Below are 12,452 nucleotides of genomic sequence, written 5' to 3'. Positions count from 1 at the left end.
CTCCTTTGAATCTAAAGTTAATAGTTACTATATAAAAGCGCATAACAAAAGCACCCGACTACCAGCCGGATGTATTGACAACACGGAGATTAAAGGGGAGTCTCCTTTCCTATTTATTTTTTATGTTATGCACTTAAATATTTCTTGTGATGGTATCTCACTGAATCCTGATCCAGTTGAGCATACCTTAATGTTGTGTCTGATTTGACATGACCTGCCATACAGGATGCTTCCTGCAATGGCATTCCTCTATTGAGAGCATTGGTAATTGATGTACCTCGGAACTTATGCGGGTACGCTTTCACGCCAACTCTTCTGCCGGTCCTACGAACAATATCTTCCACGCCCTTATCTGTCAGCCTCTTGTGCGGCGATCGCAATGACACGAACAGTGCCGGATTTGTATCTGTTCGACTCTCCAGATATTCCAACAGGTACATGTGAGTACGTTCATTCAAATAAACAACTCGTTCCTTGTCGCCTTTACCACATACAATCAGATCCTTTGTGGAAAATCTGATGTCGCCCCGGTTCAGCTTTACCAATTCTCCGACTCTGACAGCTGTGGAATATAGAAATTCCATCATAGCCTTATCCCGAAGCGTTCGGCATTCTCTCAGAAGTTTCTCCCGTTCTGCATCAGTGAACGGTTCTCTCACCCTGATCGGAACCTTAATGTCTTCCACCAACACCATCGGATTCTTTCGGATCCGGTCTCGATCACGCAGCCACGAAAAGAAACTGCTATATATCGACCGCACACCTTTAAGAGTGCTGTTTTTAATGTTCCGGATTCTCTTGTATACCCTCATGTAATTCGATATATCCGAATCTGTAATATCAATTACTGCCTTGTTGATGTACGCTAACAATCTTTCCAGTTCGTACCGATACCGGATGATTGTCGCCTGGCTCTTCCCTTCCAGAGCCTTGGACATCAGAAAGTCTTCCAAATCACCATTCCAACTGTCATCCAGCACCATCAGCTCACTTCTTGGCTGTAGCTCGCATCCATTAAACGTAACTCTGAGAGCTGACTGCAATTCTCGAAGCTGTTCTTTTGACAATATGTCCTGCATTCTTCTCATTACTTCCATAATCTTTTGTTCCATCTGCTACACTCCTTTTTTTATTTGAGTGTAGCATTTTCGCCAAGCGCTTCCTTAATTAAATGGCAATTATGCGAACAATATCCGGTTCATTTCTTTCACAATGACTCCGTATGGAACTGGTAACTCCAGTGCATTGATAACCACCATTACAAAGATCAATTCGTTGTTTGGGATAACAGATGCTACTCCGCAAAATTCAGGAGCCGTCATCATGAATGGAGACGGAAATGCTGACTCTTTACATGCTGAGGGCGTAACTTGGCAAGGTGAGAATCTATACGCTGTATTCAACAAGAATGTCAACGGACGCTTTCGGATTACAGGACTGCTCTACTATTCACCGGCTGGTGCAATAACCTTATCTTAATAAATATGCACAACCTCCATATAAGAGCTTCCTGTGGTTGACGCAGCTCCAGATGCCGAGGATTTCTTAAGCTGTGGCGTGAGCACTGTTCCAGCTTGTAGGAACACTACGCGCCCAATGTTGATGTTCGCACTTAATCCATTATAGGAATAGCCAGCTCCAAACAGGACGTATGCATCATCTACTACTGTGGCACTTGCTACAACCTGTGCCTGTATGGATGCCGATGCACCGGAAGCAGCTGATCCCTGCGCATACATTGATACGTAGTACAACCCAGACTTTTTGACGGTCACGGCAGAATCCGCTCCGGTGGTGGTCTTATAGTATTCGTTATCAATCGCGGCTTTTTTAGATCCGATATTTTTGGCAGTATCGGAAAGATTCCATGCACTGCTCCATTTGCCGATCAGAATGTGCTTGTTGGAATTATGATTGATCTTGCCATTTAATTCAGCAAGCTCTTTTTTCATCTTCCCCAAATTATCAGCTACATCCAATAGCTTTTTGATCTCTGTGACATTCAATCCGTCATAATGCACTTCAAATACCGGGCAATCATCAGTCAAATCTCCCTCCTGCAAATTGCCAACAGTATATGCCGGCACAGCTGGATCAGACGCCGCTGGCGTTCCTGTAATAACTACCCAATTATTTGCTTCAACATTCGTCTCAGCATTCCTTGTATACCGATTCACCACTAGGTCAATGCGCTTCATTCCCTGACTACCATTAGTCAGTTCCACCTCATCATAAGTTCCAATTTTTATACTGGAAATATTTCCATGATGACTCATCATACCGCTTCGAATCTTCAATATATTATTCGACGCAAGTTCCGGTTCTAAATTTTCACCGGATGTTAGAATATAACTCTCCTGTCCAACTGTTCCCTCGACAAATTGCCTGAACTGTTGACTTGTCACATGCGGGCTTCCGGTTCTTCCACTAACTATCTCCATCGTCATTTTCTCCTTTCAATTCATATTCTTTCGATGTTACTCCTGCAATTACGCTGCAGGTAATGTTCTCGATAGGCTTTGCTCCATACATACCAGTAAGGTAATCTCGTCCGCCAACGATATCTCCGATACCTACATCAATGCCAAGCTTCTCCACATCCATGCTGAATTTCTTCTTACTCATCAGCTCAGTCAACTTATCAAGTGACTGGTCTTCCAGTTGATCTGTCTCAGTGGATGTGTTCTCGTAGACCTGGACAATCTCATCCAGTCCGGTGTAATACTGAGTCTTTTTAATACTCCCATCCGGCCAAGCATACAGGTGAAATACATTTCTGTCCTGCAATTCCCCTTTGCCGGTGACGATCAGATGATTAACTCCATCTCGAATGTCTTCCATCGTATAATTCAATCCACAGTCTTTGGACAATTCAATCTGATCAGAATAATCTACGATTGGAATTGCTCTGATCAAAACATACCCCGGAACGCCCTTCTCCCGCTTGTGCTGAATATCCAGCCGATATCCAACCGAAGTCAGCATCTTCGTGACACCTTCCAACAACGTGCAATACCGATCAAACTGATAATTACTTACAGATACGCCTGTATCTTCACTGGATACCACGTATAATCCATCAAATTCCGGCTCTATCAATGCTTTGAGTACCTTGTTGAGTTCTCCTGACACAACCTTATAATCCCTTCCGGATGGCGGCTCAATGGCTTTGTATGCCAATCTTCCGCGCCAGGTGTAACCTTTCAGTTCCACGTAATCCAGTGTTGTACTGGTAAGAACCTTGCCGATGATCCCGCCATACTCCGTATCCGGAATGTACACCAGATTCCCATATGTCATATCTTTAGTCCAATAGCTCCGGGCAATCTTCACGGAGAACTTCATTTCCCCGTTCACGTCGAAGGTACAGTTGGCTCTCTTCAGTGGATTACTGCCAATCTCTCTTTGATGCGTTGCTAGTATTACCATGCTGCCTCCTTCCGCTTCAGAAAGATATACAGATCCACTCCAAACTCTCCGCTCCAATTCACAGATATTAATCCGGGTGGTATCTGTTCAAATACGGAATAGTCATATCCTCTGGCATTAAACAAATTCGCTGTCATGCCATTGGATAGATATTTCGTGATTGTCTCTTCTAGCGTATTTAATATCAGATACTCATTTTTCTCCAATGTGGTTAAAATCTCATAAGGATACCCATTGATCAACACCTTTGGATTTGAACATGGACCGTAGATCACCATTTCAAAATCTGATGGAATAATGTGATCAATTTCAAACACTCCAGATCCTCGCTTTTCTTCCACAAGCTCAAATGGATAATCCGTAGGAAAATCTAATCCACTTACTGCAACTGGTTCTGTTTGCGGATAAAACCTCTTCTCCAGAACTGTGATCCACGACAACTCCGGTGCAAGGAATGTGAGCTCCACTTCCGTATACACATACCCCTTCCATCCTGTTTTCTTGGTCTTGTAAATCTGGCATGGTAAGAATGTATCATTCACATACAAACGTCCGTATTTGCCCGTCTCAGCGTCTACAGAAATGATTCTGTACAGAGTTTCCATGTTCTGCACGAACTCCATTCTCTTTCCAAAGACATCTAAGGTAACTACCTTTTCATAACCGTCCTCTGTCTCTTCCCACGTACTGTCAAACCAATCAGCCTCAACAGTACGAAAAGGCGCCTTGGTCAACCAAAGCACCTCTCCTTTACTATTTTTATAATATGCCTTTATCATAATGCCGGCACCGCTCCTTTCGGCAATGGTTCATCTATCCTCTTGGTTCCAAGGAAAATTGGACGCTTCGCCATTTTTTCTGCAGCTCTCATCTGGATTTTCTCCAAACGGTCATAATCAATTAAACCTTTGTCATCAAATCCCGGCTGGTTCTTTAACTTGTCTACTGACGGTGTGTCAACTCCGCCTGACATCGCAATATTTACGGATCTCTGCAATCCGGATACTGCTTTCTGAACTCCTGCACTCATGGATCTGATCGGAATATTCTTCTCGAATCCAATGCCCATACCAAGAGCCATCATCTTACCAACCTGATCACGGAATACTCGTGACGGCGAGTGAATACCAAGCTTTGACTTCACCCAATCCAATGCATTACTTGCTGCATTTGCCGCTGCATCTGCCAGGCTCTTCGCCGCATTTGTTAATCCACTGGCAATGCCTTTGACGATATTCATTCCAACACTGCCCCAGTTCACACTGGTAAATGCATTCTTGATCTGGCTAATGATAGCCGGAATCTTACCGATCAGTTGTGGAATTGCCTGTACAAGTCCGGTCGCAAGAATTGTGATGATCTTAATTCCGGCTTGTAAGATTTTCGGCAGGTTCGAAATAATCGCCGTCGCCAACTGACCGATAATAGTCGGTGCCTGATTAATCAGCTGCGGCAATGCATTTACCAATCCCTGCGCCAAACCAACCAACAAGTCGATACCGGCATCCACGATCTGACCTACATTGGAAAGTAGCGATCCTACCAATGTAACAATCATCATTAATGCTGTCGGGATCAATGTAGGTAACTGTTGTGCAATTCCAGAAATCAGTGTTGATACGATGGAAATTCCACCACTAATGATAGCCGGCAGATTTGCTGTAATTGCCTGTAACAAATTGTTAAGCAACATAGCTCCCTGCGCAATCAAGTTCGGAAGTGCTGCTGTAATTCCATTGCAGAAATTTGTGATTACCTCTGGCCCTTTTGTCTGGACCATCGTAAGGATCTGTCCGATCTGATCACCGAACGCGCCCTGCAAGAGCCCGAGTCCTGCTACGACAATACCGAGTCCTCCAGCAATGTTCATGCATTTCAGGAATGCCGGTGCAAATGTAGCTGCCTTGGACAGAATTGGCTTGAACGAATCTCCGATCACTCCACCGTAACTAGCTATCTTTTCCCCAACTGCTCCAAATTTCGGAACGATTGCAGATACCTTTTTCCCAAGCTCTCCGACCTTACCGGTAATTGTTGGAAACTTCTCTGCTAATTTAGGACCTACCTTTGCAAACGACTCTCCTACTTTTCCGGCTGTCTGTGTAACAGCACTTGTGAGCTTTCCACCGGGACCGGCATTCCACATTTCGGAAACAGATCCTCCCAACTTACTGATTGCCGGAGCAATCTTTGGTGCGAGATCCTGGAACGGCAATGCGATAGCATCACCGACATTCTTGAATGCTGTTCCAGCCTTCCCAAGAGATGCAGACGCGCTTTTCACTGTACCGGGAAGCTTACTAATAGCAGTAATTGCCCCACCAGTGACATTTCCTAGTCCGCCAAGAGCATCAGAAAATGTTCCGGCACCCTTACCAATTAGAGATAACGCAGGCGCGGCTCCAATCAGAACTGCGGACATCTTACCAAGATTCGTAAGTTGTCCGGTATCCATACTGCCAAGTTTGTCAGCAATACTCTCAATTGCATCAGTGAAGCCTTTTACCTGAGGAACAGCGCCACCAATTTTTCCAGCAAGCGCACTAACAACATCTATCCCTGTTTTTCCTAGTCTTGGAATGATCTGACCTAAATTTGTAAAAATGTTCTGTGTTGCAGTCCAGAATGTCTCTACAAGGTCATTTGCACTTATAACTCCAGCTTCAAAGTTTTCCCAAGCTGCTTTAGCAGAGCTTACAGAACCTTCAATCGTGGTCGCTGCTTCTTTCGAAGTAGTTCCAGTAATTCCCATCTGCTTTTGCACAACGCTGATAGCATTTACAATATTTCCAAAGGATAGACTGTTGGCATCAACTGTAACACCGAGTTCTTTCTGGACATCTGTAAGTTTTGCTGCATCGGAAACGAGCCGCTTCATTTCTTCTTGAGTACCACCATAACCAAGCTTTAAATTATCAAGCATGGTATAGTTCTGCTTCGCAAAACCCTGATAAGCATTTTGGATGTCACGCATACTTGTGCCCATCTTATTTGCATTGTCGGACATATCCACGATAGCCCTGTCTGCATAAGACGCTGCTTTCGCAGTATCTCCTCCAAGGCTCTGTAACAGCGATGCCGAGAAACTGGTTACAGTTTCCATATAGTTGTTTGCAGACATTCCTGCCGTTTTATACGCCCTATTAGCATTATCGATAACTGTATTCGCGCTATCCTTAAATAGGGTTTCTACACCACCGACCTGCTGTTCCATATTCGCAACAACGCCAAGTGATGACTTTATGATTGCGCCAGCAGCAGTTCCAACTGCAACCACAGCTCCGGTCATTGCCTTAGATACTATCGACAGCCCGGATTTTCCAAGTTTACTTAGCTTGCCAACTCCTTCGTTGAATCCCTTTTCATTAATTTTTGTATCAAAATTCAAATAGCCGTCTGCCACACTACCACCCTTTCTAGGCTAATAGCACGGCTCAACGGCTCACATGTGCTTAGATCTTAATCTTTACCTCTTTTCTACACTCCCGACAGTTCAGGTACACGCCATTACACTCGGCGGTATCATCATAAATCAGTAGCTTCTTACCGCAATAGGGGCATCTGAACCACTTCCGTTCTGTCGGGATGCCAATCTTCTTTATCATGCAAACATATCCCCTATCTCATAATCTGTCATTTTTCTGTTCTTTTTCAGCGAAATCGCTCGCTGTATCTTCTGGATCCGCTTACGCTCATCCTTATCTTTGATATCCCGGAGATCTGTGTTCCGGTACATGATCCGTTGCTTGATCTCCGTCTTCTCTGGAAGTCCAATAAATAGCGTCTGGAATTCCCACCAGTGCATGTATGGAACCGTCTGCAGGTTGATTCCATATACCTCCCGGAATGCGCTGTAAATACAGTCTGCATCCTGCTCGAAGGAATACAGCTGCTTCGGCACTGATTCCGAATGTTCTTCACTGTCAGATCTATCTACCCTCATTTCGAGGAATCCTCCCAGCGCATAGACAGCTCCTTCCAAATCATCTGGCATTCCATCTGTATACCATTGCATCATCAACTGGCATTTAATCTGCCAAGGAACTTCATCATCTTCTACCAACTGAATGAAACGGATCCATTCTCTGAAATCTGTCTCAATTGGGTAGTTTTCTCCATTCACACACACTGAATCCGGGAATTCTTCAAATAGAATATTCATAACGCATTACCTATTACCGTTGTAATAAGTTCCATTGCCGCGATTCTTATTGCGATTGTTCTTATCATACTTTCGTCTCTGCTGTCTATTACCATGCTGCTGAACAGTATAATTACCATATTTCTGATTCAGCTTGTCGGCTTCTTTATTCTCAAAAGCCAATAGTGCATCTGTAGCATTCAAGCACGCGTTCAGACTGGTTTTCCCACCGAACATTTCCTCATGCGCTCCTTCTCCGATTACACGATCGAAGAAATTAAAATAGCACTGACACTGTGCGCGGATGATATCAGCGGTCTTTCCTACCTTCGGCACCTGCGCTGCTTCTTCCTTAATCAGTTCCTTTGCTTCATCCAGATTCTCCAGGAACTCTACATCCGTAAAATCAATCTCTCTTTCAAGATCTCCATATTTAAAAAGGCTCATCGGCTCACACTCCTATCTTTTTACTCTGCTGCGAACGTACACGTCTGCCACTTATCTGTCGTTGTCGCAGTACCCTTTACGATCTCTCCTGCTGCTTTCAGACTACCCTTGTAGATCAGTGCATCCGTTCCATCACCTTCTGAATCCGGAATCACACTCCAGTCACGCTTTCTGGCTGTACATGTATTGGCATCTTCTGCCGTAGCGTCAAAAAGATCCACAACCACAACAGTTACCTGTGCATCTGATCCCAGAATCTCATCATCTGTAATCCCTGCCAGCTTTGCATGCACCGCATCATTTGTATAACGGTCAAACTCATAATCCATAGACGGGGCATATCCAACTACGTCTGATCGTTCTGATGCTTCATCCACATACTGTCTGCTGTACTCTGTAGAGTTCTTTGAATCTGACATTGACGTGAATCCTGTCATCCTGGTAAATGTCTTACCATCACCGGCAACATCCATAAACGCTACCCGCTTATGCCTGCCTACTAATTTCTTTTTATTTGTATCTCCTGCCATGTTCTACCTCCTATTTGTAAATCAATCTGCAGATCATCTGATACCGTCCCAGGTCTACATCCGGTGCAAACAAATAGCCGGACTGCAGCACTTCCACCTTTATGGCATCGTGCCCATCCAGCTCTGGGAGAATATCATCTAAGTTGTTCTGTTCCGTCCACTCTTCAAACGACTGGTAAAAACCGCTGTTCGCAATGCCGGTTCTGGCATCACCGTCATAAGCTTCTTTACTGGTCAAAGCAAACTGGAACTGTTTCAGGCAGGTTCCATCGGTATATCTTTTGTAGATGGGATCTGCCCCGATCGGATCAATGGAATATTCCATTCCATCACCGAGATAATCAATATTAATCTTTCGATCATCGATGTACGGACAAGTGGCAATGTACTCCCGGATACTATCAATAATCGGTCTCTTAACGTCCGGCAAGCTTCTCAGCCCCCTCTCTGATTACGTCTTTCTTGCTCGCCTTCATGGTCTCAAACCACCTTGCCCGTGATTTGTGTTCATAATACTGCCGGCGGGCATAAGGCGTCAGGTATTCAATATATCCGGATCCAATCACCGTGCCAAGCGTTGCGGACTTGATCATCATGCCGGTTCTCCTTGGTGAGAGTGGGTTCATATATCTAAGACATTCGGAATCTACAAATGCCTGCGCCTTAGAAAAGGACTCTGCCTTCTGGCTCGCAAATGCCGGATTCCACTCTAATTTAGCTGTCACAATACCTCCGTCAGTTTGTACAGTTGTGATACTACCTCTGGGAGTCGTGATACTAAATTGCTTCTTCTGTGCCATCTTACGCCCCTCCAATCCTCCAATGTGGAAGTCCACCGAACCGGTTGTCAGACCAGGACAACACTTTGCAATGCCGCTGGCTCATCTTTAGCAGATCTGCTGGCTTCACAATGTCTTTGCTACATTCACCCAGAACAATGTGATCATCATTCTGGATTGTCCAATATCCAGCCGGATTCTCTAGTTCTGCATACTCTTCCGGCGGAAGATACTGATCCGCATTCTCCACATCAGCAGGAATACGGATCTTGTACACTTCTGCGCTGTTCAGTCCGGAATCACCTGCAGATACTTTATGGTCCACATACACATGCACGCCCCGGATCACCGTTCGATTCCAGGTGTCAAAGGTGGTTTTACTGCCGGTTTTCCGGTTATAGATTGTAATCGTTGCATTCGCCAACATAACAGCATCCCACCTTTCTCGATAGCCATCCGGTTGGAAGCAGATATGCAGATGCAGCCGCATAAGCTTTTTTGCAAAGTACTTCCTCCGTTGTCTGTCCGTCTGTTTGTTCCGTAACATACGTAACGCTATATCCGTCATTGTTTTCAGACTTGACCATTCCAGCCGATGCCTGTTTCTGATCATAACTGCAGTATACGTCTGCTACAGCGCATACTGCATCTTTTACCATATCGCTTTCCATTGAAAAAATATCACCCCGAACATATGTGATTTTACGAATGTAAGCTTCTGCCCGGCGTTCGTATCCGGAGAATTTCTCCTCCGGAATTATCTCGCCACCATACTCTGAAGCATAATATGCATAATCCACATACATTTACATCACATCCTTATTCTCCTGCTTTCAGAATCGCAAATGGACATCTCTTTGTCTTATCCTTCTGCAGGCTGTTGATTGGGTTGGGAATCTCCCATCCAAGACGCATAGTCGCTCTCAGAGCTACCATGTCATTCTGCATCAGGTTATAGGCAATAGATCCATCCGTATTCTGTACAACACCCTCAGTAAACAATTTAAAGGTGATATCCTGTCTGATAGCATATACCAACTGTGAAAAATCACCGGAGATCATAAGTGCCTTTGACTTATCAAATGCTCCATTGTTCGGGAAGTTCATTGGTGAACCATCCAGCGCATACTGAGTTGAACCCTGCATATCTGTTTTGAACAGCGGATCACCATTTTCATTCTTTAATCCACGAAGCTTAGCTCTCATGGAAATATCTGCCATGTGGCCATTTACAAAATAGCCAGAGTTTTCAACCTTTGCAATCACGCCATCTTCTGCCATGATCCTGTCATACAATGGATCCGCAGAACCTAATGTAACTACAGAGCTGGCTTTTGTCGCAGTTGCAACCACGCCATCTCTCCATGTAGATGGTTTATCCACATCAAACAGAATCGCTCCGTCAATAACACGTCCGAATGCTTCTACGACTCTCGGCTTAACTTCTGCCCAGATATCATACTCAGAATCATCCAGAACAGCCTCCGGAATCGGAACAATTACTGCAATCTCCTCTGCGGTGATGTATTTCTTATCCCATGCCTGTTTTGTAGTTTTCTTCTGACCTGCATCGCCATTTACAAAATAAGCAATCGGCAGCATATCCAGCACCGGCATTTTATACTGTCTGCTGGTCATGTTCGCCAGCTTTCGTCCTCTGGAAAGAACTGCTGACTGTGTGATTGTGCCCTGGATAATCTCATTCGCTTCCTGAGTAGGGATCAGAGACTCCGCACCAGTACGATCGATAATGTTCACATCATTATCGAAAATTCTCAAATTCATTCTGTTCTTATTCATTGCTTTCACCCTCCGTTTATCGTCTCGCTGCAGCACGAATACGGTCATTGATAGAAGCGTTTGCACTTCCACCAGAGCCTTCTGAGGAACTTCCGGAAGAGGTAGACACACGGTAAGTGTTGCCTCCTACATATCTCGGATTTTCTTTCAGATACTTCTCCGCAGCCTTTTCAAATGTTGTCTTATCATCTACCATTTTGGAAACCTTGTAAGCCACATAGTCCAGGTCGTCTGCTTTGACACCCTTACTAGACAAGAACTTTTCATTCTTCATCCGCTGCACTTCATTTCTGGAATTCTCCAGATCCTGCTGCAACTGCGTTACATTTGGCTGATTCTTTTTCTGCTGATCCTTATAATCAGCAATTGCCTGATTCACCTGCTGTTCTGTCATTCCCTGTTGCTGAAAATAAGAACGGAGCGCTGCCTTTTCGGCTCTTTCTGCCCTTGCATTGGCAATCTCTTCTGCCTGCGCATAACTGTATGTCCCCTGGTTTCCTGATCCACCGGCATTTCCCAGGCTGCCGTTACCATCTCCGGCGTTTCCACCCTGACCACCAGAGCCAGCTCCGCCGCCGTCTTCAAAGAGCTGTAAACACATTCTTTTTTTCATTCTTACCTCCAAATATGAGTGCTTTCCAATGCTTTTTCTGTCTTCATGTTTTGGACATAATAAAAACACCCTCTCGGGTGCTTGTTACTGAAATTCTATACATTTGTATTCCTGGTTGATGTCTACAAGTCCCAGAAACCACGAATCCACCAGAAGCTTACCTCCATCTGACAGATTCTCCCATTCAATTACTGTCATACCACCGCCTGTATCTGCCCGAATTCTGTCACCAGTCAAATCCCTTAGAGAATTGATCAGATTGCAGGTCAAAGCTGATACTGCAGCGCACACACGATCAATGCCAGTCTGATCTTTCCGATCAGCATGACCGACCATGTTAATGCCGTTATCTTTTATCTTCACGATTATCATATTTTGTCCTTATTCTTTTGACTCTACGATAGTTACAGTTCCTTCAAAAACTCCCAGATCTGTCTGCTGTTGAAATGAATGCGTTTCAGCTACATCCTCATCAGTCATAGGTCGCGTAAGATACCACAGTGAATTATCTTTCCATGTAACTTCTTCCAACTTCTGATTCGCTTCAAGGTTTACTGTCATCTCTCCACCGTAATTCTTTGTTACAGTCTGGCATCCTGTCAAGCACACTACCGCCATACAAATAGCAGTCAATGCTATTGCCACTCTCTTCTTCACTTTTCTCACCTCCTCGCCTTAAAAATGAGTATAAAAATACCACCGGTCTTATCAAC

18 protein-coding genes are annotated in these 12,452 nt (G+C 44.5%); 1 reads left to right on the top strand and 17 read right to left on the bottom strand.

Translation table 11 applies throughout. From position 1 onward, the window contains the following. Positions 1–125: 125 nt before the first annotated feature. The gene (locus DWZ93_RS10355) at positions 126–1,112 is read right to left on the bottom strand and encodes a tyrosine-type recombinase/integrase (RefSeq protein WP_118452880.1); all 987 of its coding nucleotides are present in this window, start codon (positions 1,110–1,112) and stop codon (positions 126–128) included. Positions 1,113–1,323: 211 nt separating this feature from the next. On the opposite strand from DWZ93_RS10355, the gene DWZ93_RS14735 reads away from it, so the two are divergent. Beyond that, the gene (locus DWZ93_RS14735; RefSeq protein ID WP_158574309.1) at positions 1,324–1,479 is read left to right on the top strand and encodes a hypothetical protein; all 156 of its coding nucleotides are present in this window, start codon (positions 1,324–1,326) and stop codon (positions 1,477–1,479) included. Here the strand turns inward: DWZ93_RS14735 and DWZ93_RS10350 are convergent. The 16 genes from DWZ93_RS10350 to DWZ93_RS10280 form a co-directional block, all read right to left on the bottom strand. Further along, positions 1,476–2,441 (bottom strand): hypothetical protein, encoded by a 966-nt coding sequence (locus tag DWZ93_RS10350; RefSeq protein ID WP_243061268.1) that lies wholly within the window; start codon positions 2,439–2,441, stop codon positions 1,476–1,478. The genes DWZ93_RS14735 and DWZ93_RS10350 overlap by 4 nt on opposite strands. Then, positions 2,428–3,429, bottom strand: a complete 1,002-nt coding sequence (locus tag DWZ93_RS10345; protein WP_118452878.1) for a Gp37-like protein — start codon at positions 3,427–3,429, stop codon at positions 2,428–2,430. Before DWZ93_RS10345 ends, DWZ93_RS10350 begins: the two co-directional genes overlap by 14 nt. After that, positions 3,423–4,208 (bottom strand): hypothetical protein, encoded by a 786-nt coding sequence (locus DWZ93_RS10340; RefSeq protein WP_118452877.1) that lies wholly within the window; start codon positions 4,206–4,208, stop codon positions 3,423–3,425. The genes DWZ93_RS10345 and DWZ93_RS10340 overlap by 7 nt, the downstream gene beginning before the upstream one ends. Further along, on the bottom strand, positions 4,205–6,817 hold the full coding sequence (locus DWZ93_RS10335; protein ID WP_243061267.1) for a phage tail protein: 2,613 nt from the start codon (positions 6,815–6,817) through the stop codon (positions 4,205–4,207). Before DWZ93_RS10335 ends, DWZ93_RS10340 begins: the two co-directional genes overlap by 4 nt. 64 nt (positions 6,818–6,881) lie before the next feature. Beyond that, complete coding sequence (locus DWZ93_RS14855; RefSeq protein WP_199665931.1) at positions 6,882–7,034, bottom strand: hypothetical protein; 153 nt, start codon at positions 7,032–7,034, stop codon at positions 6,882–6,884. Then, positions 7,031–7,591 (bottom strand): bacteriophage Gp15 family protein, encoded by a 561-nt coding sequence (locus tag DWZ93_RS10330; RefSeq protein WP_118452875.1) that lies wholly within the window; start codon positions 7,589–7,591, stop codon positions 7,031–7,033. Before DWZ93_RS10330 ends, DWZ93_RS14855 begins: the two co-directional genes overlap by 4 nt. A gap of 6 nt (positions 7,592–7,597) precedes the next feature. Further along, positions 7,598–8,017 (bottom strand): DUF6673 family protein, encoded by a 420-nt coding sequence (locus DWZ93_RS10325; protein ID WP_118452874.1) that lies wholly within the window; start codon positions 8,015–8,017, stop codon positions 7,598–7,600. 20 nt (positions 8,018–8,037) lie between these two features. Beyond that, positions 8,038–8,547, bottom strand: a complete 510-nt coding sequence (locus tag DWZ93_RS10320) for a hypothetical protein (protein ID WP_118452873.1) — start codon at positions 8,545–8,547, stop codon at positions 8,038–8,040. Between the two features lie 10 nt (positions 8,548–8,557). Continuing rightward, entirely contained in the window at positions 8,558–8,977 is a 420-nt protein-coding gene (locus DWZ93_RS10315) for a hypothetical protein (RefSeq protein ID WP_118452872.1), read from the bottom strand. Continuing rightward, on the bottom strand, positions 8,964–9,347 hold the full coding sequence (locus tag DWZ93_RS10310) for a hypothetical protein (RefSeq protein WP_118452871.1): 384 nt from the start codon (positions 9,345–9,347) through the stop codon (positions 8,964–8,966). The genes DWZ93_RS10315 and DWZ93_RS10310 overlap by 14 nt, the downstream gene beginning before the upstream one ends. 1 nt (position 9,348) lies before the next feature. Further along, positions 9,349–9,753 (bottom strand): DUF6751 family protein, encoded by a 405-nt coding sequence (locus tag DWZ93_RS10305; protein WP_118452870.1) that lies wholly within the window; start codon positions 9,751–9,753, stop codon positions 9,349–9,351. Beyond that, positions 9,722–10,132, bottom strand: a complete 411-nt coding sequence (locus DWZ93_RS10300; protein ID WP_118452869.1) for a hypothetical protein — start codon at positions 10,130–10,132, stop codon at positions 9,722–9,724. The genes DWZ93_RS10305 and DWZ93_RS10300 overlap by 32 nt, the downstream gene beginning before the upstream one ends. Positions 10,133–10,145: 13 nt before the next feature. Further along, positions 10,146–11,126, bottom strand: a complete 981-nt coding sequence (locus DWZ93_RS10295) for a phage major capsid protein (RefSeq protein ID WP_118452868.1) — start codon at positions 11,124–11,126, stop codon at positions 10,146–10,148. A 16-nt stretch (positions 11,127–11,142) separates the two neighbouring features. Beyond that, a complete protein-coding gene (locus tag DWZ93_RS10290) occupies positions 11,143–11,739 on the bottom strand; it encodes a hypothetical protein (RefSeq protein WP_118452867.1) in 597 nt (198 codons plus the stop codon). An 84-nt stretch (positions 11,740–11,823) separates the two neighbouring features. Next, positions 11,824–12,111 (bottom strand): ribosomal-processing cysteine protease Prp, encoded by a 288-nt coding sequence (locus tag DWZ93_RS10285; RefSeq protein ID WP_118452866.1) that lies wholly within the window; start codon positions 12,109–12,111, stop codon positions 11,824–11,826. Positions 12,112–12,120: 9 nt separating this feature from the next. Continuing rightward, positions 12,121–12,396 carry a hypothetical protein gene (locus tag DWZ93_RS10280; RefSeq protein ID WP_118452865.1) on the bottom strand — a complete coding sequence of 92 codons (276 nt, stop codon included), beginning with the start codon at positions 12,394–12,396 and terminating at the stop codon, positions 12,121–12,123. Positions 12,397–12,452: the final 56 nt, after the last annotated feature.

This window comes from Dorea sp. AF36-15AT, from assembly GCF_003477705.1.
Classification (GTDB): Bacteria; Bacillota; Clostridia; order Lachnospirales; family Lachnospiraceae; genus Claveliimonas; species Claveliimonas ammoniilytica.
This window is presented reverse-complemented; position numbering and strand designations above follow the sequence as displayed.